The sequence below is a fragment of the Ancylobacter oerskovii genome (assembly GCF_018390555.1).
In the GTDB taxonomy this organism is placed as follows: domain Bacteria; phylum Pseudomonadota; class Alphaproteobacteria; order Rhizobiales; family Xanthobacteraceae; genus Ancylobacter; species Ancylobacter oerskovii.
This window is the reverse complement of sequence record NZ_JAHBGB010000044.1, coordinates 432,712-459,072: the sequence shown is the minus strand read 5'-3', so window position 1 is coordinate 459,072 and position 26,361 is coordinate 432,712. Positions and strand designations below refer to the sequence as shown.

Annotated in this window: 22 protein-coding genes; 5 read left to right on the top strand and 17 right to left on the bottom strand. The window is 68.9% G+C overall.

Features of this window, described 5'->3' with window-relative positions:
• The first annotated feature begins 102 nt into the window (after positions 1-102).
• Positions 103-1,590 (top strand): DEAD/DEAH box helicase, encoded by a 1,488-nt coding sequence (locus KHC19_RS23125; protein ID WP_213355834.1) that lies wholly within the window; start codon positions 103-105, stop codon positions 1,588-1,590.
• Positions 1,591-1,599: 9 nt separating this feature from the next.
• Here the strand turns inward: KHC19_RS23125 and KHC19_RS23120 are convergent, their stop codons facing one another.
• The 10 genes from KHC19_RS23120 to KHC19_RS23075 all read right to left on the bottom strand — a co-directional run bounded on the left by KHC19_RS23120 (position 1,600) and on the right by KHC19_RS23075 (position 10,643).
• Positions 1,600-2,382: a mechanosensitive ion channel family protein gene (locus KHC19_RS23120; RefSeq protein WP_246549413.1), complete on the bottom strand. Its 783-nt coding sequence runs from the start codon at positions 2,380-2,382 to the stop codon at positions 1,600-1,602.
• An 82-nt stretch (positions 2,383-2,464) separates the two neighbouring features.
• Positions 2,465-2,821, bottom strand: a complete 357-nt coding sequence (locus KHC19_RS23115; RefSeq protein ID WP_213355831.1) for a TfoX/Sxy family protein — start codon at positions 2,819-2,821, stop codon at positions 2,465-2,467.
• A 9-nt stretch (positions 2,822-2,830) separates the two neighbouring features.
• Complete coding sequence (locus KHC19_RS23110) at positions 2,831-3,217, bottom strand: HesB/IscA family protein (RefSeq protein WP_246549411.1); 387 nt, start codon at positions 3,215-3,217, stop codon at positions 2,831-2,833.
• Positions 3,218-3,338: 121 nt separating this feature from the next.
• Positions 3,339-3,782 carry a VOC family protein gene (locus tag KHC19_RS23105; protein ID WP_213355829.1) on the bottom strand — a complete coding sequence of 148 codons (444 nt, stop codon included), beginning with the start codon at positions 3,780-3,782 and terminating at the stop codon, positions 3,339-3,341.
• 21 nt (positions 3,783-3,803) lie between these two features.
• Complete coding sequence (locus KHC19_RS23100; RefSeq protein ID WP_213355827.1) at positions 3,804-4,178, bottom strand: SUF system Fe-S cluster assembly protein; 375 nt, start codon at positions 4,176-4,178, stop codon at positions 3,804-3,806.
• Positions 4,175-5,422: a cysteine desulfurase gene (locus tag KHC19_RS23095; protein ID WP_213355826.1), complete on the bottom strand. Its 1,248-nt coding sequence runs from the start codon at positions 5,420-5,422 to the stop codon at positions 4,175-4,177. Before KHC19_RS23095 ends, KHC19_RS23100 begins: the two co-directional genes overlap by 4 nt.
• 204 nt (positions 5,423-5,626) lie before the next feature.
• A complete protein-coding gene (sufD, locus tag KHC19_RS23090; protein ID WP_213355825.1) occupies positions 5,627-6,940 on the bottom strand; it encodes a Fe-S cluster assembly protein SufD in 1,314 nt (437 codons plus the stop codon).
• A gap of 10 nt (positions 6,941-6,950) precedes the next feature.
• Positions 6,951-7,709, bottom strand: a complete 759-nt coding sequence (gene sufC / locus KHC19_RS23085; protein WP_213355824.1) for a Fe-S cluster assembly ATPase SufC — start codon at positions 7,707-7,709, stop codon at positions 6,951-6,953.
• Positions 7,710-7,850: 141 nt separating this feature from the next.
• A complete protein-coding gene (gene sufB / locus KHC19_RS23080) occupies positions 7,851-9,341 on the bottom strand; it encodes a Fe-S cluster assembly protein SufB (protein WP_213355823.1) in 1,491 nt (496 codons plus the stop codon).
• 132 nt (positions 9,342-9,473) lie between these two features.
• Positions 9,474-10,643: a cysteine desulfurase family protein gene (locus tag KHC19_RS23075; RefSeq protein WP_213355822.1), complete on the bottom strand. Its 1,170-nt coding sequence runs from the start codon at positions 10,641-10,643 to the stop codon at positions 9,474-9,476.
• A 340-nt stretch (positions 10,644-10,983) separates the two neighbouring features.
• On the opposite strand from KHC19_RS23075, the gene KHC19_RS23070 reads away from it, so the two are divergent.
• Entirely contained in the window at positions 10,984-11,649 is a 666-nt protein-coding gene (locus KHC19_RS23070; RefSeq protein WP_213355821.1) for an alpha/beta hydrolase, read from the top strand.
• A 99-nt stretch (positions 11,650-11,748) separates the two neighbouring features.
• Here KHC19_RS23070 and KHC19_RS23065 read toward each other — a convergent pair whose 3' ends face one another.
• Positions 11,749-12,114, bottom strand: a complete 366-nt coding sequence (locus KHC19_RS23065; protein WP_213355819.1) for a hypothetical protein — start codon at positions 12,112-12,114, stop codon at positions 11,749-11,751.
• Between the two features lie 227 nt (positions 12,115-12,341).
• A complete protein-coding gene (locus KHC19_RS23060) occupies positions 12,342-13,481 on the bottom strand; it encodes an anhydro-N-acetylmuramic acid kinase (RefSeq protein WP_213355817.1) in 1,140 nt (379 codons plus the stop codon).
• 87 nt (positions 13,482-13,568) lie between these two features.
• Between KHC19_RS23060 and tyrS the strand changes: the two genes are divergently transcribed.
• Positions 13,569-14,825, top strand: a complete 1,257-nt coding sequence (gene tyrS / locus KHC19_RS23055; protein ID WP_213355815.1) for a tyrosine--tRNA ligase — start codon at positions 13,569-13,571, stop codon at positions 14,823-14,825.
• A gap of 208 nt (positions 14,826-15,033) precedes the next feature.
• Here tyrS and KHC19_RS23050 read toward each other — a convergent pair whose 3' ends face one another.
• Positions 15,034-18,468: a YhdP family protein gene (locus KHC19_RS23050; protein WP_343207782.1), complete on the bottom strand. Its 3,435-nt coding sequence runs from the start codon at positions 18,466-18,468 to the stop codon at positions 15,034-15,036.
• Between the two features lie 301 nt (positions 18,469-18,769).
• On the opposite strand from KHC19_RS23050, the gene bcp reads away from it, so the two are divergent.
• Positions 18,770-19,237 (top strand): thioredoxin-dependent thiol peroxidase, encoded by a 468-nt coding sequence (gene bcp / locus KHC19_RS23045; RefSeq protein WP_213355811.1) that lies wholly within the window; start codon positions 18,770-18,772, stop codon positions 19,235-19,237.
• Between the two features lie 251 nt (positions 19,238-19,488).
• On the opposite strand, the gene prfB is transcribed toward bcp, so the two are convergent.
• Both prfB and KHC19_RS23035 read right to left on the bottom strand, forming a co-directional pair.
• Positions 19,489-20,619, bottom strand: a complete 1,131-nt coding sequence (gene prfB, locus KHC19_RS23040; protein WP_213355810.1) for a peptide chain release factor 2 — start codon at positions 20,617-20,619, stop codon at positions 19,489-19,491.
• Positions 20,620-20,715: 96 nt separating this feature from the next.
• Positions 20,716-21,240, bottom strand: a complete 525-nt coding sequence (locus tag KHC19_RS23035; protein WP_213355808.1) for an Lrp/AsnC family transcriptional regulator — start codon at positions 21,238-21,240, stop codon at positions 20,716-20,718.
• Positions 21,241-21,364: 124 nt separating this feature from the next.
• On the opposite strand from KHC19_RS23035, the gene KHC19_RS23030 reads away from it, so the two are divergent.
• A complete protein-coding gene (locus KHC19_RS23030; RefSeq protein ID WP_213355807.1) occupies positions 21,365-21,979 on the top strand; it encodes a glutathione S-transferase family protein in 615 nt (204 codons plus the stop codon).
• Positions 21,980-21,995: 16 nt separating this feature from the next.
• Here the strand turns inward: KHC19_RS23030 and KHC19_RS23025 are convergent, their stop codons facing one another.
• Both KHC19_RS23025 and KHC19_RS23020 read right to left on the bottom strand, forming a co-directional pair.
• On the bottom strand, positions 21,996-24,428 hold the full coding sequence (locus KHC19_RS23025; RefSeq protein ID WP_213355806.1) for a penicillin-binding protein 1A: 2,433 nt from the start codon (positions 24,426-24,428) through the stop codon (positions 21,996-21,998).
• Positions 24,429-24,523: 95 nt separating this feature from the next.
• On the bottom strand, positions 24,524-25,780 hold the full coding sequence (locus KHC19_RS23020; protein ID WP_213356392.1) for an N-acetylmuramoyl-L-alanine amidase: 1,257 nt from the start codon (positions 25,778-25,780) through the stop codon (positions 24,524-24,526).
• Positions 25,781-26,361 lie beyond the last annotated feature (581 nt).

Genomic DNA, 26,361 nt, shown 5'->3' with positions numbered 1-26,361 from the left:
AATCCGACCGATGCGCTCCGCGCGATGACGATGCAGCCCGTCCCCGGTTACGGCTCGGGGGAAGCCAGGGTGAGCGGTGCGCTGCCGCAGAATTGACCCTCGATGCCTTTCAACGAACTGGGCCTGAGCGACAAGGTGCTCTCGGCCGTCGCCGATACGGGTTACACGGAGCCGACGCCGATCCAGGCGCAGGCCATTCCCCATGTACTGGCCCGCCGCGATGTGCTGGGCCTCGCCCAGACCGGCACCGGCAAGACCGCCGCCTTCACCCTGCCGATGCTGACGCTGCTGGAGCAGGGCCGCGCCCGGGCCCGCATGCCGCGCACGCTGATCCTCGAGCCGACGCGCGAACTCGCCGCGCAGGTGGAAGAGAACTTCACGCGCTACGGCAAGAACCACAAGCTGAACGTCGCGCTGCTGATCGGCGGCGTCTCCTTCGGCGACCAGGACGCCAAGCTGCTGCGCGGCGTCGACGTGCTGATCGCCACGCCGGGACGGCTGCTGGATCACGTCGAGCGCGGGCGGCTGCTGCTGTCCGGCATCGAGATCCTCGTCATCGACGAAGCCGACCGCATGCTGGACATGGGCTTCATCCCGGACATCGAGCGGGTCTGCAAGCTGGTGCCGTTCACCCGGCAGACGCTGTTCTTCTCCGCCACCATGCCGCCGGAAATCCAGCGGCTGGTCGCGCAGTTCCTCTCCAATCCGGTGCAGGTGGAAGCGTCCCGCCCCTCCTCCACCGCCTCGACCATCACCCAGCTTCTGGTGGCGAGCGGCAAGGAGGACTACGAGAAGCGCGACACGCTGCGCCGGCTCATCGACGGCGCCGAGAACCTGCAGAACGGCATCATCTTCTGCAACCGCAAGCGCGACGTCGCGGTGGTGCACAAGTCGCTGCAGAAGCACGGCTACAAGGCGGTGTGCCTGCATGGCGACATGGACCAGCGCTCGCGCATGCAGGCGCTCGACCAGTTCCGCACCGGCGAGGCCAACCTGCTGGTCGCCTCCGACGTCGCCGCGCGCGGCCTCGACATTCCCGCCGTGAGCCATGTCTTCAACTACGACACGCCCCACCACGCGGAAGACTACGTCCACCGCATCGGCCGCACCGGCCGCGCCGGCCGCTCGGGTGCCGCCTTCACCATCGTCACCCATGCCGACGAGAAGTCGCTCGCCGCGATCGAGAAGCTGATCGGCCGCTCGATCGACTGGCAGGGCGAGAAGCTCGGCGAGGCGCCGCCGCGCGAGAAGCGCTCGGCCTCGGGACGCGGCGAACGTGGCGGCCGTGACGGCGAACGCCGTGGCGAGGAACGCGGCGAGCGTCGCGGCGCCCGCCCGGCCCGCCGCCGCGACGGTGCCGCTCCCGCTCCCGAAGCCGCCGAGGAGGCGCCCGCGCCGGTCGCCGCCCGTCCGGCACCGCGGAAATCCGCCGAACGCGCGCCCGAGCCCAAGGCCCCGGCCCGCGCCCCGGTGACTCCGACCTCGGTGCGTCGCGGCGAGGACCGCCGCCCGTCCTATCAGGACGAGCCGGCCGATACCTCGCACCTGCCGGCCTTCCTGCTGCGCCCGGTGCGCATCAAGGCGAGCTGACGCCGCGCTTCAGGTGGCGGCCGCAGCCGCCATCTGCCTGCCGCGCAGATGCCTGGTCAGCGCGGCCTTGACGGAGCCCTCGTCGCCGCTCGCGGTCCAGGCCGAGACGGTGATCTCCACCCGGTCGAGCAGCAGCTTCGACACCGCCGCCGAGGGACCGGGGCTGGCCAGCACCCGCGCATCGTTCTTCAGATAGTCGACCGCCTCCGCCATCGTCGCCTCGGCATCGGCCGTGCCCGGCAGCTCCAGCGTGAGGGCGAGCTGGCGCTGGCCGTACACCGAATTGTTGACGATGTTCGAGCCCCACACCTTGGCGTTGGGAATCAGCACCTGAACATTGGTGCCGGAAGCCAGTTCGGTGGTGAACAGCGACAGGCCCTTCACCGTGCCGGCGACGCCCGCCACCTCGACGCTGTCGCCGAGCTTGAACGGACGGAACAACAGCAGCATCACCCCCGCCGCCAGGTTCGACAGCGTGCCCTGCAGGGCAAGGCCGATGGCCAGCGAGGTCGCGCCCAGCACGGCGATGATGCTGGTGGTCTGGATGCCGAAGCGCTGCAGCACCGCCACCCCGACGAAGACCAGCACGGTGTAGCGGGCGATACTGCCGAGAAAGCCGGCGACGGTGAGGTCGATCCGGCGGGTGGCGCCGAGCGCGCGCAGCACCATGCGTTCCACGAAGGTCGCGAGCCACCAGCCGACGACGATCAATCCGATGGCGTAGAGGATATTCAGCCCGTAAAGGACGAACAGGTTGCCGAGGCTTTCAAGATCCAGGCGGTCGAGCTCCATGCCGTTCTCCCCACTGTTGCGACAGGGGTAACGGGCGGCGGCGCCAAAGGTTCACCGCCGGGCAGGCTCATTCTCGGCTGGTTCACGCGGCCGGAGCGGAACGGCGTGCCGCCCGCGGGCGCTTCGCTGGCGCCCGGCGCGCCACCGCGAGGGCGGCGCGCGCGATCCCGGCCAGGTCCTCGGCATCGTCCAGCGCCGCTTCCGGCGCCGACCAGTAGCCGAGTTCCACCCGCCGGCCGCGACGATCATAGGCGAAGGGCGCGGATCCCCGTGCCGCGAGGCGCGCGGCGAGGGCCTCATCCGCCTTGAAGTAGAGAATGCCGTCGATGACGATGGCCATCATCAGCCCGTCGGCGAACACGCCCAGGCCGCTGAACATGCGCTTGAGGCGCACCGGGCCGAAGGAGGCCAGCAGTTCCTCGATCGTCTCGGCGTCCACCGCCGCGCCTCAGGCGCCGGCGCCGGCGGCCTCCGGCCGGACCGGGGTGATGGCGACGGATTCGCCGCAGCCGCAGGCCGAGGTCTGGTTCGGGTTGTTGAACACGAACTGCGCCGACATCTTGTCGACCTTGTAGTCCATCTCGGTGCCGAGCAGGTACAGGATCGCCTTGGGATCGATGATCACGCGCGCGCCCTTGTCCTCGATCACCTCGTCGAAGCGGCCGGCCTCGTCGGCGAACTCCATGGTGTATTCCATGCCGGCGCAGCCGCCATTCTTGATGCCGACGCGCAAACCGGCGCCCGATTTGTCGCTGCGCTCCATGAGCGCGCGCACGCGGGCGGCGGCGGCTTCGGTGAGCCGCATGACGGGGGGGCGGGAACGGACTTCGGCCATGACATCGTCTCCAACTCGACGCCGGTTCAAGGCCGGCGGATCGGCATAGTGAAAATGGGATATCGGGCGCCGACAGGCAAGCCCGTCCACCCGCACGCCGGCCATGACCGAGGCGCGCGCCTCAGTAGTTCGGCCACAGGCCCGGCGTTGCCAGTTCGACGAGATGCCCGTCCGGGTCGCGAAAATAGAGGCTGACGCCGCCCTTCTTCCAGTCGACGCGGCCTTCCAGAGCCACGCCCGCCCGCTCCAGATGCGCGATCCAGGCCGCCAGCGCCGTCTCGGGGATCGCCAGCGCGAAATGCAGCGGGCCATGACCGTCATGCGGCGGGATCACCCCGCCCGGCACCTCGACCGGCTCGCGCGTATAGCCACGGCGAAACAGCAGCAGCACGCTCGCCGGACCGGCCTCATAGGCGCAGAAGCGATCATCCGCCACCATCGGCTTCAGCCCGAGCACACCCTCGTAGAAAGCGCGCGCCCGGCCGATGTCGTCGACATAGAGGCCGGTCTCCAGCACCCCGGAGAGCGGCGGCGGCGTGATGGTCGTGGCCGCCTCGGCCGGCATGGCGTCACTCCTGTCCGGCGCTCACCACAGATTGAGGGCGAGCCGCGCCTCTTCCGACATCCGGCCCTGGTCCCAGGGCGGGTCGAAGGTGAGATTGACATTGACGCCGGAGACGCCGCCGACGCTCGCCACCGCACCTTCCACCATGCCGGGAAGCTCGGCGGCGGAGGGGCAGTTCGGGGTGGTCAGCGTCATCTCCACCGCCACCTGGCGGTCGTCGGTGATGTCGACCTTGTAGATCAGGCCGAGCTCGTAGATGTCGACCGGGATCTCGGGATCGTAGACCGTCTTCAGCGCCGCGACGATGTCGTCGGTCAGCCGGTCCAGCTCTTCCTGCGGGATCGTCGATTCGATGGCCGGCATGTTCGGCGCGTCGGTGGATGCAGTGTCGCTCATGCGAACAGGTCCTGAGCCTTGATGAGGGCGTCGGCCAGACGGTCGACTTCCTCATGGGTGTTATAGAGCGCGAACGACGCCCGGCACGTCGCCGTCACACCATATCGCCCCAGAAGCGGCATTGCGCAATGGGTGCCCGCGCGCACGGCGACGCCAGCGCGGTCGATGATGGTGGCGATGTCGTGCGGGTGCGCGCCCTTCACGTCGAAGGCGAAGATCGCCCCCTTGCCCGGCGCGTCGCCATAGATCTGCACCGAGTTGATCGCCGACAGCCGCTGCTTGGCATAGGCGCCGAGCGAGGCCTCATGCGCGGCGATGCGCTCGCGGCCGAGGCTTTCCATGTAGACCAGCGCCTCGCCGAGGCCGATGGCCTGCACGATGGGCGGGGTGCCGGCCTCGAAGCGGTGCGGCGGCTCGCCATAGGTGACGCCGGCCTCGGTGACGGTGCGGATCATCTCGCCGCCACCCTCATAGGGAGGCAGCTTTTCCAGCAGCGCCCGCTTGCCGTAGAGCACGCCGATGCCGGTCGGCCCGTAGAGCTTGTGGCCGGTGACGCCGTAGAAATCGACGTCGAGATCCTGCACGTCGACCGGCATGTGCACCGCCGCCTGCGCGCCGTCGACCACCACCACCGCGCCGGCCTCATGGGCGAGGCGGGCAATCTCCTTGATCGGCGTCACCGTGCCCAGCACGTTCGACATGTGGGTGACGGCGACGATCCTCGTACGCTCGGTGAGGAGACCCTTGAACGCCTCGAGGTCGAAGGCGCCGTCTTCCGTGACCGGCACCCACTTGATCACCGCGCCCTTGCGCTCACGCAGATAGTTCCACGGCACGATGTTCGAGTGGTGCTCCATGATGGAGAGCACGATCTCGTCGCCTTCGCGGATCGACTGACCGAGCGAGGAAGCGACGAGGTTGATGGCACCGGTGACGGAGCGGGTGAAGATCACCTCCTCCAGCGTCGGCGCGTTGAGGAAGGCGCGGCAGCGCTCGCGCGCCTGCTCATAGGCCTCGGTCATCGCATTGGCGAGATAGTGCAGGCCGCGATGGACGTTGGAATATTCGTTCTCATAGGCGTAGCGCATGCGGTCCAGCACCTGGACCGGCTTCTGCGCCGAGGCCGCATTGTCGAGATAGGTCAGCGGCTTGCCATAGACCTGCTTGGACAGGATCGGGAAATCCTGCCGCACGCGCTCGACGTCATAGGTGCCGTTGGCGACGGCGGGGTGGAGGGTGGTCATCGGCTTAACCCGTTTCTACGGCGCTTTCATACCACACGCCGTCATGCCCGGGCCCGACCCGGGCATCCACGCCTTCCGGCGCGGAGGAAAGACGTGGATGGCCGGGCATAGGCGCCGGAAGGCGCCGTCTCTTGCAAGACGCCGAGGCGAACCTCGGCTTTGCCCGGCCATGACGAATCGGAGCAGCGCACAGCCAGCGCGGGATCAGGCCCGCGCCTTTAGCCACGCCTCGGCGCGCGCGACCAGCGCGTCGCGCAGCTCGTCATTGGCAACCGTCTCGATGGCCTCGCCGACGAAGGCCTGCACCAGCAGGCTCTGCGCTTCCTTCAGCGGGATGCCGCGGGCGCGCAGGTAGAACAGGAGGTCGTCGTCGATCGCGCCGCAGGTGGCACCATGGCCGCAGGCGACATCGTCGGCGAAGATCTCCAGCTCCGGCTTGTTGTCCATCTCGGCATCGTCGCCGAGCAGCAGCGCACGGCTCATCATGCGGCCGTCGGTCTTCTGGGCCGGCTGCCGCACCACGATCTTGCCCTGGAACACGCCGCGCGACGAATCGTCGAGCACATGCTTGAACAGTTCGCGGCTCTCGCAGCCCGTGGTCCGATGATCGACGAACAGCGTCGAATCCGCGTGCTGGCGATCCTTCAGCAGGATCGCGCCGTTGAACGCCACCGCGCTGTCGGCGCCGTCGAGCCGCGCATAGAGCGAGGTGCGAGCCACCGCGGCGCCGGACGCGAAGCCGAAGGCGTTCAGCTTCACGCCCTTGCCGACCTCGAACAGCAGCGTCGACAGGTGGAGCGCGGAAGCGCCGTCCTCCTGCATGCGCACCACGTCGAGGCTCGCCTCGTCGGCAACCACGAACTCGGTGGCGCTGTTCACCTGATAGGCGACGCCTTCCGGTCCCTCGAAGCTCTCGGCATAGGTGAGGCCGGCGCCTTCGCCGAGCACCACGAGGTTGCGCGCGAAGCTCGCCGCCGCCTTGCCCGAGAACACATGCGCGACATGCACCGGCCGCTCGATCACCGCGCCGGCGGCCACCGCGATCACCACGCCGTCGGCGGCGAGCGCGGTGTTCAGCGCCAGCGCCGCGTCATAGCGGCCGGGCTCCAGCGTGCCGAGGCGGGCGACCAGATCGCCGCCGGCGGCCAGCGCCGTGCCGAGCGGGGCGATGCTGAGCCCCGGCTCCAGATCGGCAAGGTCGGACAGCTCCGGCACCAGCGCGCCATTGGCGACGACGAGGCGGCGCGCGCCGGTGTCGATCAAGAGCCGCGCATGCGCCTCCACCTGCGCCGACTGCGCCGGCGAGGAGATCGGCAGCGCCTCGCGCATCAGCGTGCGCAGATCGGTGTACTTCCACTCCTCCACCCGGCGGTGGGGAAGCCCGTTGTCGTTGAAGGCCTGCGCGGCGGCCTCGCGCAGCGCACGCACGCGCGCATCGCCGGTCAAGGGCAGGTTCTTGAGCTCACCCGACAGGCCCTGCTCGGCCGGGGTGCGCATCGGACGGATTTCGGCGTTCATCTCGATCCCCTCACGCCGCGTCCTGCTGGTACTCGGCATAGCCATTGGCCTCGAGTTCCAGCGCCAGCTCCTTGCCGCCCGAGCGCACGATGCGGCCCTTGTGCATGACATGCACGAAGTCCGGCACGATGTGGTTCAGGAGGCGCTGGTAGTGGGTGATGACGATCATGCCGCGCTCGGGCGAACGCAGCGCGTTGACGCCCTCGGAGACGATCTTCAGCGCGTCGATGTCGAGGCCGGAATCGGTCTCGTCGAGAATGGCGATCTTCGGCTCCAGCACGGCCATCTGCAGGATCTCGGCGCGCTTCTTCTCGCCGCCGGAGAAGCCGACATTGACGCCGCGCTTCAGCATGTCCTGGCTGATGCCGAGGCCGGCCGCCTTGTCCTTCACCAGGCGCAGGAAATCCGGGGTGGAGATTTCCTCCTCGCCGCGCTTCTTGCGCTGGGCGTTCAGGGCCGAGCGCAGGAAGGTCATGGTGGCGACGCCGGGCACCTCGATCGGGTACTGGAAGGCGAGGAACACGCCCTTGGCGGCGCGCTCGTCGATTGCCATCTCCAGGAGGTCCTCGCCGTCGAGCGTCACCGAACCCTCGGTGACTTCATAGTCTTCCTTGCCGGCGAGGATGTAGGACAGCGTCGACTTGCCCGAACCGTTCGGGCCCATGATGGCGTGGACCTCGCCGGGATTCACCTTCAGCGACAGGCCCTTGAGGATTTCCTTGCCGTCCTCGCCCTCGATCTTGGCGTGGAGGTTGTCGATATCGAGCATGGCCATTTCATTCGTTCCATTGTCTGGAACCCGATCCGTGGATGGCGGGACCACGTCCGGCCATGACGAATGCAAGGGTTCTGAATAACCGAGGGGCGTCATGCCCGGGCGCGGCCCGGGCATCCACGTCTTGCCGGGCGCTCAGCCCACCGAGCCTTCGAGGCTCACCGAGATCAGTTTCTGCGCCTCGACCGCGAACTCCATGGGGAGCTGCTGCAGCACGTCCTTGACGAAGCCGTTGACGATCAGCGCCGTCGCCTCCTCGGGATCGAGGCCGCGCTGCTGGCAGTAGAACAGCTGGTCCTCGGAGATCTTCGAGGTGGTCGCCTCGTGCTCGAAATGCGCCGTCGCGTTCTTGCTCTCGATATAGGGCACGGTGTGCGCGCCGCACTGGTCGCCGATCAGCAGCGAGTCGCAGTTCGTGAAGTTGCGCGCGCCCGTCGCCTTGCGGTGCGCCGAGACGAGGCCGCGATAGGTGTTGTCCGAGCGGCCGGCGGCGATGCCCTTGGAGATGATGCGGCTCGACGTGTTCTTGCCGAGATGGATCATCTTGGTGCCGCTATCGACCTGCTGGCGGCCGTTGGAGATGGCGATCGAGTAGAACTCGCCCTGGCTCTCGTCGCCGCGCAGGATGCAGCTCGGATATTTCCAGGTGATCGCCGAGCCGGTCTCCACCTGCGTCCAGGAGATCTTGGAGCGGTCGCCGCGGCAGTCGCCCCGCTTGGTGACGAAGTTGAAGATGCCGCCCTTGCCCTCGCTGTCGCCCGGGTACCAGTTCTGGACGGTGGAGTACTTGATCTCGGCATCGGCCAGCGCCACCAGCTCGACCACGGCGGCGTGCAGCTGGTTCTCGTCGCGCATCGGCGCGGTGCAGCCTTCGAGGTAGCTCACATAGGAGCCCTCGTCGGCGATGATCAGCGTGCGCTCGAACTGGCCGGTGTTGCGCTCGTTGATGCGGAAATAGGTCGAGAGCTCCATCGGGCAACGCACGCCCTTCGGCACGTAGACGAAGGAGCCGTCCGAGAACACCGCCGAATTGAGCGTGGCGAAGAAGTTGTCGGTCACCGGCACCACCGAGCCGAGATACTTCCGCACCAGCTCGGGATGCTCGCGCACCGCCTCGGAGATCGGCATGAAGATCACGCCGGCCTTGGCGAGCTCTTCCTTGAAGGTGGTCGCCACCGAGACGCTGTCGAACACCGCGTCGACCGCGACCCGAGCCTTGCCGCTCCCCTCGCCGCCGGTGCTCTCGATGCCGAGCAGCGCGTCGCGCTCACGCAGCGGGATGCCGAGCTTCTCGTAAGTCGCCAGGATCTCCGGGTCGATCTCGTCGATCGACTTCGCCGCCTTCTGCTTCGGCGCGGAATAGTAATAGAGCTCCTGATAGGGGATCGGCGGATAGTCGACCCGCGCCCATTTCGGCTCCTGCATGGTCTGCCAGCGGCGGAACGCATCGAGCCGCCACTCCAGCAGCCATTCCGGCTCGCCCTTCTTGGCCGAGATGAAGCGGACGGTATCCTCGTCCAGTCCCTTCGGCGCCTTCTCCGATTCGATATCGGTGAAGAACCCGTATTTGTACTGATCGACGTCGATGGAGCGGACCTGCTCCACTGTCTCCTGTACGGCCGGCATCGTCTCATCTCCTCTCCCACGCGGGGTCAAGGCCCGCGGGTGCAGGTCAACACGTCACGTCTCGTCATTTCGAGCGGCCCCCTGCGGCACCGCCGAAACCTTCCCGGCCGCGGCGACAACCGCGGCCCTGCCTCATGCCGCCCTTGTGCGGCGCGAAAGACCCGGAACCACCCGGCGGAACACGCCGAGCGCCCGGTCGACATCCTCTTCCCGGCTCGACCAGCCGAAGGACAGCCGGAACGCCGAACGGGCGATGCGCTCGGGCACGCCCATGGCGGCGAGCACATGCGACGGCCCGATCTTGCCCGACGAACAGGCGGCTCCCGCGCTCGCCGACAGACCGGCGAGATCGAGCGCGATCACCGCCGTCTCGGCCGGCACGCCCGGCAGGGCGAAGCACGAGGTGTTGGGCAGGCGATCGACATCGCCCACCAGCAGCACCAGTTCCGGGAACTCGCACCTTAGAGCGTCTTCAAGCCGTTCGCGCAAGCCGCCAATACGAATGATTTCACTCTCGAGCGCCAGCCGGGCGCTGTGGGCCGCGGCGCCGAAGGCCGCGATGGCCGGGGCGTTCTCGCTGCCGGCACGCCGGCCGCGCTCCTGCCCGCCGCCGGCGAACACCGGCGCGGGGCGCAGATCCGGGTCGGCGAGCACCAGCGCCCCCGCTCCCGGCGCGCCGCCGATCTTGTGGGCGGACACCGAGACGGCGTCGACGCCGAGCTCGGCGAGATCGACGCGGATGCGCCCCGCCGCCTGCACCGCGTCGCTGTGAACGAGGCCGCCCTGGGCATGGACACGGCGCGCCGCCTCCGCCACCGGCTGGATCACCCCGGTCTCGTTATTGGCGAGCATCAGCGACAGCAGCACCCGGCGCCCGGCTTCCGCATGGGCGGCGAGCGCCTCGTCGAGCGCCTCGAGGCGCAGCCGGCCGCGCGCGTCCACCGGCAGGATCTCCACCTTGTCGGCCGCGAAGCGATGGCCGCGCAGCACCGCCGCATGCTCCACCGCGCTGATCAGGAGGACGTCGCAGGCAAGCGGCTCGCCGGCGCGCTGATAATCCGGGGTCAGCGCCAGCGCATCGGCCTCGGTGCCGCCGGAGGTGAACACCACGCCCTGCGCCTCGCCACCCACCAGGGCCGCCACGGCGCCCCGCGCCTCCTCGATGCGCGCCCGCGTCCCCCGCCCCTCGCCATGGATGGCGGAGGCATTGCCGGTGGCGAGCAACGCCGTGGCCAACGCCTCCGCCGCCTCCGGTCGCACCGGGGCGGTGGCATTGTGGTCGAGATAGATGCGTTCGGTCATCGCGGTCCGGTTCGGTTATTCAGTGCCTGCCGCCTATATAGTAAGATCCGGCCGCTTTCGCTGCGGCCACCGTTGATTTGCTTGCAAACCAAGCCCATCTCATTCATAGCTTCCGCTCCGCACAATCCGCGGGCGGCGCCGACGACGGTTGCGAGACAACCTCCTGCAACCATACGTAGTAATTTAGAATTATTCTAATAATTTAGGGATAACACCCTATGTCGTCAAGGCGCTCGCGGTATTATGTACACCCGCAGGAAAATTGAAACGGCGGCCCCGCGTCCGGGCTGCCTCTCTGCGCAGGACGGCCACGCCGTCCGCATCTAGGATCACACGCTTCATGCCCGAGGTCATCTTCACCGGCGAGAAAGGGCGTCTGGAAGGGCGGTACCAGCCGGCCAAGCAGCGCCACGCGCCGATCGCCATCATCCTGCACCCGCACCCGCAGTTCGGCGGCACGATGAACAACCCGGTCGTCTACAACCTCTACTACCAGTTCGTGAACCGCGGGTTCTCGACGCTGCGGTTCAACTTCCGGGGTGTCGGACGCAGCCAGGGCGCCTTCGACCACGGCCAGGGCGAGCTCGCCGATGCCGCCGCCGCGCTCGACTGGGCGCAGTCGATCAACCCGGATGCGCGCGCCTGCTGGATCGCCGGCTTCTCCTTCGGCGCCTGGATCGGCATGCAGTTGCTGATGCGCCGCCCGGAGGTGGAAGGCTTCATCTCGGTGGCCGCCCCTGCCAATCTCTACGACTTCTCCTTCCTCGCCCCCTGCCCCTCCTCCGGCCTGTTCGTGCATGGCGACAAGGACGCGGTGGTGCCGTTCTCGGCGGTGAACACGCTGGTGGAGAAGCTGAAGACGCAGAAGGGCATCGTCATCGAGCAGCAGACCGTGCCCGGCGCCAACCACTTCTTCGACAACCGCACCGAAGAGCTGACCGAGCTGATCGGCGGCTATCTCGACCGGCGCCTGCCGGACACCCGCAAGAGCGAGACCGCCGCCTGAGCGGCACCGCCCGGCGCGTGACAGCAAAAAGCCCGGCATGAGCCGGGCTTTTTCTTTTCCAGGGTGCGGCCTCCAGTCCGGTGGAGGCTGACGGACGGCTCAGTTGAGCACGAGGCGATCCGGGTTGGTCACCGTCACGCCATCACCGCGACGGGCGATCTCGACGACGCTGGCGGTCGCGCCCTCGGGACCGGGTACCGAGAAGCTGACGGCCTGTTCCGGCTGCAGCGTCGCGGCGACGCGGACCGGCGCACCGCCGGCGACGCTCAGCGTGGCGACGACGTGATAGCCGTCCTGCTGCGGCGTGTAGTAGGCGACGCCGTGCACATAGCCGATATTGATGGTCTGCGCCGTCGCGGCCCGCACGCTGCCCTTCTCGGCGGCGAAGCCGGGGGCGATGAAGGCGACGGCGAGAAGCCCGCCCGCCAAGGCGAGGGGCAGAATGTCACGGGAGAAGCTGCGCATCTCGATTGCTCCAAGTTCTGTCCAGGCGTGTTGATCAGAAGCTGCCTGCCTGGCGAGCCGGACTTCCGGGAGCCCTCAAGATACGCATTCTGTTGTGCGGCGCATCATACGTTTGCGCATCGCACCATTGCGTTTAAGGAATACTTCGCACGAACTCTGGAACATTAATTTTTTTTGAACGTTCGCTTCAGCTTTGCTTCAGCCGCCTATCGCCTCGCGCCGGACCGTCATTGCAGCGGTATCGAGACGCCCCCGGTCATCGGCGTCGGCACGCCGGTGGTGGTCGGAAAGCTGAGCGGCAGCCCCTTCAGCGCGCGCACCGCCAGGAAGGCGAAGGCCTGGGCCTCCATCGCGTCGGATGACAGGCCGACCGCCTCCGCCGGCGTCACCGGCACGCCGAGCCGGCCGGCGAGCATGGCGAGCAGCGTCGGATTATGGGCCCCGCCGCCGGCCGCCACCACCGCGCGCGGGCGCTGCGGCAGCAAAGGCAGCGCCGCCGCCACCGTCGCGGCGCTGAGGGCGGTGAGCGTCGCCGCGCCATCCTCGATGCTTTTCGACGCAAGGCCCGCATGCTCCGCCACGAACGCCTTGAAATCGTTGCGGTCGAGCGATTTCGGCGGCTGCTGCGCGAAGAAGGGATGCGCCAGCAGCCGCGCCAGCGCCGCCTCGTCGATACGCCCCGCCGCCGCGCAGGCGCCCTCGGCATCCACCGGCCGGCCGGTGCGCTCCTTCATGAAGTCGTCGATCAGCGCATTGGCCGGGCCGGTGTCGAAGGCGACGGGATCCGCCCCGCCGTCGACATAGGTGACGTTGGCGACCCCGCCGAGATTGAGGAACAGCACCGGCAATGGCAGGTCGAGCCCCTTCGCCAGCGCCGCGTGATAGACCGGCACCAGCGGCGCCCCCTGCCCGCCCGCCGCGACGTCGGCGGCGCGCAGGTCGTAGACGAGCGTGGCGCCCGGCCCCAGCCCCGCCGCCCGCAGCGCCCGCGCCAACCCCGCGCCATCGCCGATCTGCACGGTGAGCGCGATCTCCGGCCGGTGCAGCACCGTCTGGCCGTGGAAGCCGACCACCCGCGCCTGCGCCGCCGCCGGATGCGCCGCGACGAAGCACGCCACCGCCTCGCCATGGCGCGCCGTGAGCATCGCCTCGGCTTGGGCGAGCGCCCCCGGCCGGGCGGTGCGGTCGGTGAGCGGCGCCGCCTCCTCGATGGCCCGCACCAGCAGCGCCCGGTCGTCCGGCGCATAGGGATAGGTGGCATGCGGCCCGAAAGCGGCCACGCGCTCGCCATCGGTCTCGATCAGCGCCACGTCGACGCCGTCGAGCGAGGTGCCGCTCATCAGGCCGATCGCCGCCACGGTTTCCATCTGGTCCTCCCGGCGTGCATGTGCCGCCCGAAGCTGCTACATGACGCGCCCGATCCTTACCACCGCATTGACGCCGGCAGGCCCGACATGACGACGTTCCGTTCCGATTTCCTGCGCACCCTTTCCGAGCGCGGCTTCATCCACCAGATCTCGGACCCCGAAGGGCTCGACCGGCTCTTCGCCACGGAAACCGTCAGCGCCTATATCGGCTTCGACCCGACGGCACCCAGCCTGCACGCCGGCGGCCTCATCCAGATCATGATGCTGCACTGGCTGCAGGCGACCGGCCACCGGCCCGTCTCGCTGATGGGCGGCGGCACCGGCATGGTGGGCGACCCCTCCTTCAAGGAGGAGGCGCGCAAGCTGATGACGGTGGAGACCATTGCCGAGAACATCGCCTCCATCAAGCGGGTGTTCTCCAGCTATCTCACCTATGGCGACGCCCCCACCGACGCGCTGATGGCCAACAACGCCGAGTGGCTGACCTCGCTCAACTATCTCGAATTCCTGCGCGACGTCGGCCGGCATTTCTCGGTCAACCGCATGCTGTCCTTCGACAGCGTGAAGATGCGCCTCGACCGCGAGCAGTCGCTGTCCTTCCTCGAATTCAACTACATGATCCTGCAGGCCTACGACTTCGTGGAGCTGTCGAAGCGCTACGGCGTGCGCCTGCAGATGGGCGGCTCCGACCAGTGGGGCAACATCGTCAACGGCATCGACCTCGGCCACCGCATGGACACGCCGCAGCTCTACGCGCTGACCTCGCCGCTGCTCACCACGGCCTCCGGTGCCAAGATGGGCAAGTCGCTCTCCGGCGCCGTGTGGCTGAACGCCGACATGCTCGGCCCCTACGAGTTCTGGCAGTACTGGCGCAACACCGAGGATGCCGACGTCTCGCGCTTCCTCAAGCTCTACACCACCCTGCCCATGGACGAGATCGCCCGGCTCGCTGCGCTCGGCGGCGCCGAGATCAACGAGGTGAAGAAGATCCTCGCCACCGAGGTCACCGCCATGCTGCACGGTCGTGCGGCGGCGGAAGCCGCGGCCGAGACCGCGCGCAAGACCTTCGAGGAAGGCGGGGTGGCCGCCGACCTGCCGACCGTCGAGGTGCCGGCGGCCGAGCTCGAGGCCGGCATCGGCGTGCTCAGCGTCTTCGCGGAGAAGACCGGCCTCGTCGCCTCCAACGGCGAGGCGCGCCGGCAGATCAGGAGCGGCGGCCTGAAGGTGAACGACGCCACCGTCACCGACGACAAGGCGGTAGTGAGCGCCCGCGACCTCAGCGCCGAAGGGGTGGTGAAGCTCTCCTTCGGCAAGAAGAAGCACGTTCTGCTCAAGCCGGTGTGAGCCGCCTGCCGACGGCGGCGCCCCCCTGCCCTTCTCGCCGGAAATCCACCCGTCACACCGTCATGGCCGGGCTTGGCCCGACCCTCCACGCCTTGGACCGGGTGCGCCGGAGGCCGTCGTGGAATGCCCGGGCCAATCCCGGGCCCGACGCCGGGATTCGCGAAAATCCAGGTGACATCAAGCCGCCGGGGTGACGGCCGGCAAGCTCCTATCGCGTCGGCACCACCGCCGGCGGCGTCGGGTCCGGCGCCTGCCGGTATTCGAAGATCTTGCGCAGGAAGCCCGGAGCCACGGCGGAGATCGGATTCACCCGCAGCGTCGGCCCGCTCAACGGCCCGACGATCTCGTAGGTCACGCCCACCAGCCCCTCATTCGGGCCGCCGCCGAGGAAGAAGCCGAGCACCGGCAGCCGCGAGAACAGGTTGTTCAGCCCATAGGCCGGCACATAGGTGCCCTGGATCGAGATGCGGTCGCGCGCATAGTCGAGCGAGCCGTCGAAGGTCGAGCCGACCGCCGGGCCCCACACCACGCCGTCGCGGATGGACAATTGCTCGGCCGAGCGGGTGAACGTCACCTGCAGTTTCTTGAAGGTGATCGCCGCGCCGGGTTGCGGACGCCCGTTGGCGACGGTGGCCGGCGCTGCGGCGATCAGCCGGTCGAGCCCCGCCTCGCCGCGCACTACGAAATCCCGCATGTTGATGATGCCGTTCTGCGGCGCGCCGTCGCCCCCCGGCGGGTCGATGTCGAGCCACAGGTCGCCGCCATAGATGCGCGAATAGAAATTGATGAAGCGCAGCAGGGCGCCGGCATCGGTCGTCGCCACCCGCATCACCTTGGCGCCGCCGGCCCCGTTCATGATCTGCCCGGTCACACCGCCGTCGCGGCCGACCAGCGCCCCCAGCGAGAAGCTGCGCAGCGCGCCGTCGCGCCGCGACAGCTTCAGCACCGCTTCCCGCATCGTCTCGCCATTATTGCCGACCACGACGTCGAGATTGACGTCGAGATCGATGTCGACCGGCTTGGCCTGGCCGGCGCTGCCGGCGATCGGCGCCTCCAGCAGGTCCTTGAGGAAGGCGCGGGCCTCGATCACCTCGCCACGCACGGTGATCTTCATGACGCCGCCGGTCTGGTCGACCTTCACGCTCGCCTTGTCGCCATCGGAAAGCTGGAAGATCGGCAGGTCGGCGCTCACCGGCACGCCCTTGGCGTCCAGCGCCACCGAGCCGCGAATGTTCACCCCAGCGCCGGAGACGACGAGATTTTCCAGCCTGATGCCGTCCTCGCTCTTGTTGAGCTTGGCGGTCAGGCGCGCCGGCTTGCCCGCCGGCTTCGACCAGCCCGGCACCAGCTCGGCAAGCCGCGCCTTGGTGAGATCGACATCGACGTCGGCGCTCACCCTGCCATTCGCGGCGGTGGTGCCGTTCAGCTTCACCGTCACCGTGCCGCCAAGGCCGGCGAGGTCGAGATTGAGCTTGTCGCGTGCGCTCTGGTCCAGCGTCGCCGCCATGGTGAAGGAGGCGTCCCCCTTGGCCGGCAGCGTGTAGTCGAAGCTCACCGGCGCCCCGCCGAGCTTGCCGTCGCCGCGGAACACGCTGGCCTGCGGCGTCACGAAGGCGCGCACGGCGGCATCCTCGAGATCATGGCCGAGCACCATCTTGTCCGCCGAGAAATCGCTCAGCGTGGCCTCGAAGGCGAAGTCGACATCGGCGGGCTTGATCTCTTCCGACAGGCGGATGCTCACCTGTGCCACGCCTTGGAAATCGCCGGACACCGTCGCCGCGTCGAGCGGCGAGGCCGCCGCGTGGCTACGCAGCGACGGCAGGCTGGCGATCTCGGCCATGCCGGCGACCGGCCCGTTGACGGCGACGCGAATCTTCGCCGTCGGCGGATCCTGCGCGGTGTCGGGAATGTCGAACACGCTGTCCGAGATGGTGAGCTTGCGCCCGGCCGGTGTCTGCAACCCGCCCTTGGAGGCCTCCACATGGGCGGTACGGCCGGTGACGTGCACGCCGACATCGGCGCCGGTGATCGCCGCCAGTTCCGGCAGCACCCGGAAGGAGCCGTTGCCGGCGACGATGTCGATGCGCAGCGCCTCGTCCGGCAGCGGGATATCGGGATTGCCGATCGCCGACAGCGGCGCCCTCAGCGCGATCTCGGCACGGCTGACGTCGCCGGCGACCACATTGTCATAGACCCAGCCCCGCACATCGGGCGCCGCCAGCACCGGCCAGATGCGCTTCAGCGTCGTCGCCGAGGTCGGCGTGGTCGAGACGTTGAGCGTCAGCGCCGGATCCGGCCCGCCGAGATCCAATCCGCCGACGACGGTGATCTCGCCCTGCGGGCTCGAAACCTTGGCATGGTCGATGCCGAGGCTCTTCGCCTTGGGATCGAAATGCAGGTCGAGGGCGATGTTCGGGGCGACGAAGGGCGGCTCCTTCTCGGAATAGCGCCCGCCGCCACCGAGCGTGCCCTGCGCGCGGGTGGCGTGCAGCGTCCAGATCCCGTCCGCGGTCGTCGGCAGGTTGAGATCGGCGGCGATCTCCAGATCGAGCGGGCCGGCATGGATCGAGAGCGGCTTGATCGCTACCGTGCGGCTGTGCGGATCGAAGCCGAAATCGAGCGACACCTCGTCGATGATCATCCGGCCGAGTTCGTCCTTGCCCAGCTGAAGTTCGCCGGCGCCGACCAGCAGCCGGCCGGCGGAGCCGATGAGATCGCCCTTGGCGTCGATCTGCGCATGGATCTCGCCGGACAGCGGCGAGGTGGCGACCAGGTCCGCCTCGGCCATGCCGGCGGCGATCATCAGGTCGCGCGGCGCCAGGTCGCGAATGGCGACGCCGATGTCGCGGCGCCCGTCCGCCAGCGGCGCGATGGTCGCCTGCGCCGACCAGGGCCCGTCCGCCCCGCCGGCGCGCAGGTCGAAAGTGAGGCCGCCGGCCGTGGGACGGGCCAGGCTGATGTCGATCTTGTCGAATACCCAGCTGCGCCCGCTCACCTCGCTGCGCAGCGTCAGCGTGCCGTCCTTCAGCCCGATGTCGGAAAGCTCGCCGCCGTCGAGGCCGCCGCGGTCGAGACCGTCGGCGAGCGCCGCGAGGCTGGCGAGGCGGATGGGACCGAGCGACGGCGGCGCCTCGCCCGATGTCGCCGCGTTCGCGGCCGGCGCCTCCCCCGGGCCGGTCAGGGAGACGCCGGTGGCCGGCGCGGCATCGCCGGGCACGGGAGCCGCCGGCGCGGGGGCGGCCGCGGGGGCAGGCGCGCGGATCGGCTTGGCGTTCTCGCCGGTGGAAACCGCCAGCCCGCCATCGGCCGTCATCCAGACCTGCAGCTTCACGCCGATGAGGTCGATCCGCTTCGGCCCGGCCATCCATGGGAACAGACGGTCCTGCATGGTGATTTCCGCCTGCGGGGCGGAAGCGATCACGCTCCCCGTCTCGTCGCGCACCACGATGTCGTTGACGCGCAGCGCCATGCCGCCGGTCACGGCGCCGTTGGAGACGATCTCGCCGATCTCGACGCTGCGGCCGGCCCCGAGGCGCTCCGCCAGGGCCCGCTCGACATAGGGACGGGCGATGTTCACCGTCACCAGCCCGGTGGAGAACAGCACGTAGATCGTCAGCACGGCGGCGATGGCAAGACCGAACACGCCGCCGCAGGACCAGCCGCAAACGCGCACCCACCGACGACCGCGACGCGGCGCCTCGCAGGCGCGCACTATCCGCCGCAGACGCGGGCGCTTCCCCGGCCCGGCACGCCCGCCGGCTCTGCGCATCGTCCTGTCGATCATCTACCGTCCGAATCTCTGCATGTGGATGATAGCGCCTGTGCGGGGTCTATCGCGATATCCTGTCTGTTTCTTGTCCGTTGGCGAAACTATGACGGGATGAGCGGCCGGTAGGCGGCCACGGCCGGCGGCATCGCCGCAAAAGCCGACGAAAGGAAGGCAGATGACCACCATTGCCGCCGGGGAACCGGCACCCGACTTCGAACTGCCCGGCGACGACGGCAAGCCGGTCCGCCTTGCGGATTTCCGCGGCCGGAAGCTGGTGCTGTATTTCTATCCTAAGGCCAGCACCCCGGGCTGCGCCCTGGAGGCGCACGACTTCAACCGCCTGCTGCCGGATTTCGAGAAGGCCGGCACGGCGGTGCTCGGCGTCTCCGCCGATCCCGCCAAGGCGCTGGTGAAGTTTCGCAGCAAGGAGTGCCTGGCCTTCCCGCTCGCCACCGACGAGGCGCACGACATGCTCGCCGCCTATGGCGTCTGGGGCGAGAAGAGCTTGTATGGCAAGACGTTCATGGGCATCACCCGCGCCACCGTGCTGATCGACGACGAGGGGCGGATCGCCCGCATCTGGCCGAAGGTGAAGGTCGCCGGCCATGCCGAGGACGTGCTGGAGGCGGCACGGGCGCTGTGACGGGTCGCCCCGTTTGGCCGTCATCCCGGCGCGGGTCGACGCCGCCGGGCCGGGATCGCTCCCGGCCTCCCATGCCCCCGGATCGGCCTCCTGCCGTCCGGGATGACGGCGGATGGCCGGGCATGTCGTCGCGCAGCTTCCGCACCCGCCGTCATGCCCGGGCTGGTCCCGGCCATGACGCCGTTCAGGCGGAGACGGAATGCGGCGATCGTCGAAGCGGTCCCTTCAGCCCCGCCGGGCGAGAAGCTCCCTCACTCCACGTCGTCGACGCTCGCCGGGCCGCCGCCATAGGCGCGCTGGGCCAGCGCGGCCTCCATGAACGGGTCGAGGTCGCCGTCCAGCACCTCCTGCGGCGTGCCGGTGGAGACGCCGGTGCGCAGGTCCTTCACCAGCTGGTAGGGCTGCAGCACATAGGAGCGGATCTGGTGGCCCCAGCCGATATCGGTCTTGGCGGCCTGGTCGGCGGCGGCCTGCGCCTCGCGCTTCTTCAGCTCCATCTCGTAGAGCTTGGCGCGCAGCATGTCCCACGCGGTAGCGCGGTTCTTGTGCTGCGAGCGGTCGCCCTGGCTCACCACCGCGATGCCGGTGGGGATGTGCGTGAGGCGCACCGCCGATTCCGTCTTGTTGACGTGCTGGCCGCCGGCGCCGCCCGAACGCATGGTGTCGACGCGCACGTCGGCTTCCTTGATGTCGACGACGATGCGGTCGTCGATCACCGGATAGACGTCGATCGAGGCGAAGGAGGTCTGGCGGCGGGCGTTGGAATCGAAGGGCGAGATGCGCACGAGGCGGTGCACGCCGGCCTCGGTCTTCAGCCAGCCATAGGCGTTGTGGCCCTTGACCAGGATGGTCGCCGACTTCAGCCCCGCCGCTTCGCCGGGTGAGTCCTCGATCAGCTCCACCTTGAAGCCGCGCCGCTCCGCCCAGCGCGTGTACATGCGCAGCAGCATCTCCGCCCAGTCCTGGCTGTCGGTGCCGCCGGCACCGGCATGGACCTCGAGATAGCTGTCATTGGCGTCCGCCTCGCCGGAGAGCAGGGCTTCCAGCTGCCGGCGCGCCACCTCGGCCTTGAGGCGCTGGAGGGCCGCGGCGGCCTCGTCGACGATGGACGTGTCGCCCTCGGCCTCGCCCAGCTCGATCAGCTCGACATTGTCGGCGAGCTCGCGGTTGATGCGCTCGATGGCGCCGAGCCCGTCCTCCAGCGTGCCGCGCTCCTGCATCAGCTTCTGCGCGCGCTCGGGATCGTTCCACAGGTTGGGATCCTCGGCGAGGGCGTTCAGCTCGGCGAGACGGGCTTTGGAACGGTCGAAATCGATGTGCTGCCGCAGGAGACCGGCGGCTTCGCGGATTTCGTCGACGCTCGCGGCGAGCTCGGCGCGCATGATGGACACTCTCGAACCGGGTTGGAAGGCGGCGGAAAATAGAGAGCTTGGCCCGCCCTGTAAACCGGCCTCGGCCTTTCCCGCGCGCCCTCCCCGTCAATCGACGCTGCGGCGCGCCACCGCCAGCAGCGCGCGCGGGATCGGCCGCGCAGGCTCGGAGCGCAGCACCAGCGACGTCGTCACCTCGCCGAAGCGGCCGATGGCGTCGACGATGACGGCCAGATATTCCGGCGCCGGCACGATCGCCTTCAGCACGAAGCAGTCATTGCCGGTGACGCGATGCACCTCCACCACATAGGGCAGGTCGTCGAAGGCATCGAGGCAGGCGCGGATATGCTCGTGCGCCGTCTTGAGCCGGATGATGGCGGTCATCCGCAAGCCCACCGCCGCCAGGTCGATGCGCGCGCCATAGCCGGCGATGACGCCGCGTTCCTCCAGCCGCTTCACCCGCTCGGACACCGCCGGCTGCGAAAGCCCGATGCGCCGGCCGAGCTCGGAGAGCGGCAGCCTTCCGTCCTCCTGCAGGGCCTCGAGAATATCCAGGTCGCGGTCGTCGAGCCCGGTCACCGCCGGGCGGAAACCGGGAATGCGCGCACCGGGAAAATCGCGCCTTGAATCCATAAGCAGAACTCCATTTTCGCCGATGGATCAGCATGGCACTCGCCGGCGTCCTTTGTCATCGTGCCGGGGTCGCCAACATCCTCGCGTTCGGAACGCGCGGACCGTCCGCAACCCGGAGCCCTCCATGCGCCTCATCGGCATGCTCGATTCGCCCTATGTCCGGCGCGTCGCGATTTCCCTGAAGTTCCTGCGCCTTCCCTTCCGCCACGAGCCGGTCTCGGTGTTCCGGCATTTCGACGCCTTCGCGGCGATCAATCCGGTGGTGAAGGCGCCGACGCTCGTCACCGACGAGGGCGTCGTGCTGATGGACTCGACGCTCATCCTCGCCCATGCCGAGCGGCTCGCCGATCCGGCCCTGACGCTGGAGCCGGACGGGCTGGCCGACCATGCCCGCGCCCAGCGCCTCGCCGGCCTGGCGCTGGCGGCCTGCGAGAAGGCTGTGCAGATCGTCTATGAACACGAGCTGCGGCCCGCGGAGAAGCGCCACGAGCCGTGGCTGGCGCGGGTGCGTGGCCAGTTGCGCGCCGCCTATGCGCTGCTGGAAGCGGAGATCGATCCCGGCCGGGACTGGCTGATCGGCGAGCGGCCGATGCAGGCCGACATCACCGCCGCGGTCGCGCTCGGCTTCACCCGCCACCTGGTGCCGGACGCCATCGACGATGCCGACATCCCGGCGCTGGCGGCATTGGCGGCACGCGCCGAGCGGCTGCCGGAATTCACCGGCACGCCGATAGAGTGAGGCGGCGGGCGCCGCCTCAGTAGAGGCCGCCGGTGCCGCTGTTGCCGACCGCCCGGTCGGCGTCGGGGGAGACGGTGGTCGGGTAGCTCCCCGCGGAAGCCCCGACCACCGAATAGGTGTCCGGGGGGGCGGTGCCGGGCTTGAACGCCTCGAGGATGGACTTCTCGCCCGGGCCGGCGCGCAGGCCGCTCTTCGGGTTGATGCGGATCAGCTTCATGCCGGGCGGCACCCGGAACGGCACCGCCGGCCGGTCGGCCAGCGCCACCTGCATGAAGTCACGCACCACCGGCGCCGAGATCAGGCCGCCGGTCGAGCCCTTGCCCATCGGCTTGGGGGTGTCGAAGCCGAGATACACCGCCACCACCATGTCCGGGGTGAAGCCGACGAACCAGGCGTCCTTCTCCTCGTTGGTGGTGCCGCTCTTGCCCGCCACCGGCTTGCCCAGCACCTTCAGCGCCGTGCCGGTGCCGCGCTGGACCACGCCTTCCATCATCGAGACCATCTGGTAGGCGGTCATCGGGTCGAGCACCTGCTCGCGGCGGTCGACCAGCGTCGGCTCGGGCTGGTCCTGCCACTGGGTAGCGTCGCAGCCGCGGCATTCCCGCTCGTCATGCTTGTAGATGGTCTTGCCGTAGCGGTCCTGGACGCGGTCGATCAGCGTCGGCTTGATGCGGCGGCCGCCATTGGCGAACATCGAATAGCCGCCCGCCATCCGCATCACCGTGGTCTCGCCGGCGCCGAGCGACATCGACAGCACCGGCAGGAGGTTGTCATAGATGCCGAAGCGCTTGGCATAGTCGGCGATCACCGGCATGCCGAGATCGTTGGCGAGCCGCACCGTCATCACGTTGCGCGACTGCTCCAGGCCGAAACGCAGCGTCTGCGGGCCGTAGAACTTGCCGGAATAGTTCTCCGGCCGCCACGTCGCCTGCCCGGCCTGGTTGAGCTCGAACGGCGCGTCCAGCACGATGCTCGACGGCGTATAGCCATTGTCGATCGCCGAGGCGTAGACGAACGGCTTGAACGACGAGCCGGGCTGGCGCTGCGCCTGGGTGGCGCGGTTGAACTGGCTCTCGTCGAAGGAGAAGCCGCCGGCCATGGCCAGCACGCGGCCCGTCCACGGGTCCATGGCCAGCAGCGCGCCCTCGATGCGCGGCTGCTGGCGCAGGCGCCACTGATCCGGCTTGCCGTCCACCGGCTCGACATAGACGACGTCGCCGACCTTGAGCACGGCGTTGACGCCCTTGCGGCCGCGCAGCGCCCACTTCACCCCGTCGGCGGTGATCAGGCCGACCTCGCGCTGGTCGGGCAGCTGGCCGGAGCGGTCGCGCTGCGGCTGCAGGCCGATGCGGGCCGAATCGGCGCCGGCTTCCAGCACCACGGCGAGGCGCCAGGGAATGTCGGTGAAGGCGCGCACGTCGGCAAGCCGCGCGCCCCAGTCGCCGGAGGTCTCGATGCCGGTGATGGCGCCGCGATAGCCGCGCTGCTCGTCATAGCGGGTCAGGCCGTCGAGCAGCGCCTTCTTCGCCACCTGCTGCAGCTTGGGATTGAGCGTGGTGCGCACCGAGAGGCCGCCGCCATAGAGCTTGTCCTCGCCATAGCGCTCGAAGATCTCGCGACGCACCTCCTCGGCGAAATATTCCGCCGAGAAGATGTGCGCGCCGGTCGGGCGCACGGTGACCGCGAGGTCGGTCGCCTTGGCCTTGTCGGCCTGCTCCTGGGTGATGTAGCCGTTCTCGGCCATGCGGTCGATCACCCAGTTGCGGCGTTCGACGGCAGCGTCGTGGCGGCGGAACGGGTGGTAGTTGTTCGGCCCCTTCGGCAGCGCGGCGAGATAGGCCGCCTCGGCGATGTTGAGCTCGTTCACCGACTTGTCGAAATAGAGCAGCGAGGCGGCGGCGACGCCATAGGAGCCGATGCCGAGATAGATCTCGTTGAGATAGAGCTCGAGGATCTTGTCCTTGGAATAGGCGCGCTCCATGCGCAGGGCGAGCAGCGCCTCCTTCACCTTGCGGTCGAGCGAGACCTCGTTGGTGAGCAGGAAGTTCTTCGCCACCTGCTGGGTGATGGTCGAGGCGCCCTGCGGCCGGCGGCCGGAGCCGTAATTCTGCGCGAAGGCATAGGCGGCGCGGCCGATGCCGGTGATGTCGATGCCGCCATGCGAATAGAAGTTCTTGTCCTCGGCGGAGATGAAGGCTTCCTTCACCAGGTCAGGGATGTTCTGGATCGGCAGATAGAGCCGGCGCTCCTTGGCGTATTCGGCCAGCAGCGAGCCGTCGGCCGCGTGGATGCGCGTCATCACCGGCGGCTCGTAGTTCTGCAGCTGGGTGTAGTCGGGAAGGTCCTGCGAGTACTTCCAGACGAAATAGGCGGCCACGGCTCCGCCCACCACGAACAGGATGGTGCCGATCGCGAACAGGAACCCAAGGAACCGCAACAACAGCCGCATTCGGCCATGACCCCGCATGCTTGTGCGCCCGCCACGACGCGCGGCGAGCAGGCGCAATGAACCGACGTCGCCTCCACGCACCCTGTGCGCAGCAACTATGGCCTAATCGCGGCGGGTGCCGCTCGGGCACCGGCAACGGCCTCGTCCAACCCGCCCGGCAGCGCCGCCGATTTGCCGTCCGTCGGCTTCTGGGCGGTGAAGTAGGCCTCGATGGCCGTCGTCATCGCGTCGGTGACCTTAGACTGCCAATCCTCCGATGTCATGAGTTCGAGGTCCTTGCGGCTGGAAAGGTAGCCGAGCTCGAACAGCACGGAGGGCACGTCCGGGGCCTTCAGCACCCGGAATCCCGCCGATTTCAGCGGCGACTTGTGCATACGGGCGGTGGATTCGACATGGTTCGCCAGCGTGCGGGCAAAGGCGGCGGAGAAGTTGCGCGTCTCGCGCTGGGCGAGGTCGAACAGGATGCCGGCGACGTCGGCCGGCTCCTCGGAGAGGTCGAGGCCGGCGATCATGTCGGACTTGTTTTCCGAATCGGCGAGCCGCTGCGCCTCGGAATCGGAAGCGCGGTCGGAAAGCGTGTAGATGGTGGCGCCGCGGACGTCGCCGTCGCGGGCGGACAGCGAATCGGCGTGCAGCGAGATGAACAGCCGCGCCTTGGCCTCGCGGGCGATCTCCACCCGCTCGCCGAGCGCGACATAGGTGTCGTCGTCGCGGGTCATCACCGGGCGATAGCGGCCGGTCTTCTCCAGCCGGTCGCGCAGCATCAGGCCGATCTTCAGCGTGAGGTCCTTCTCGACGATGCCGAAGGCGGCGTTGCCGGCGCCGGGATCGATGCCGCCATGGCCGGGATCGATGGCGATCACCGGGCGCACGTCGCCCGGAGCCGCCGGCGCCGGCCGCTCGGCGGCGTTCTCCGGCAGGCTGCGCACCGGCGCGGCCACCGTCTTGAGGAAGGTGGCGCGGTCCACCTTGACGAGATCGACGACGAGCCGCGCCGGCTGCCCATCCATCGGGTCGAGCACGAAGGCCTTGTCGATCTTCACCGGATCGGCGACGTCCATGACGATGCGCCCCTTGCGCGGGGCGAACAGGCCGAAGCGATAGGCGGTGACGAGCCCCCGCCCCTCCTGGCCGGAGGCCGCCGGCAGCGAGAACACCACGTCCGGCACGTCGATGACGACGCGATAGGGGTCGGCGAGGGTAAAAGCGCCGAGCCCGACCGTACGCGACAGATCGACCACCAGGCGCGTGCGCTCGCCGTCGCCGGCCAGCCGGGCGTCGGTCGCCACCGCGGGAGCGGGGGCCTCCGCGGGCGCATCCTCGGCGATGGCCGGCGGGACCGAAGCCACCAGTCCGATCGCCAGGAGCAGCGCCGCAAGGAGCCTTGCTCCGAAACCTCTCGATCGCCTGCGCGTCGTCAGCGTCGTCTCTCCGAAACGTCGGGCCCCTCCCGCTATCTAACGGAATAGGAGCGCCGGGTTAACCGGTCGTTGACCGTCAGGGTTCCCGTCCCCGCCGCAGCGTGGCCGCCGCGCAACGCTCAAGCGTCGCGCGGCTTGCCAAATCGGCACCCATGCCGCTATTAAGGGCAGGCATATGGTTCGCCTGCAGGACGTCGGATTTTCCGGCTTTCGCGATCCGATGGCGCGGGCGGTCCAGCGATGGAGAGCCCCAGCATCCCGCCACGATCAGGTCCTTTACGGGCCAGCTCCAGTCAAGGGCGCGTGAGGATGCTAGAGAGCGGCCCTCGCGGACCGCGCGCCGCGGACACGCTTCAGCCGTCGACGTGTCGAGGCCGCGGAGCGCCGTTCGCCGGCGCCGGCTCGCTCGAGTCCCCCGCGCCTCTTCCTCGCCATGTGCCGCCGGCCGGGTCGTTCGCGACCGCGGCCACCTGTTCGGTCGAGGAATGGACGACACCAGAGTGATGACGCGT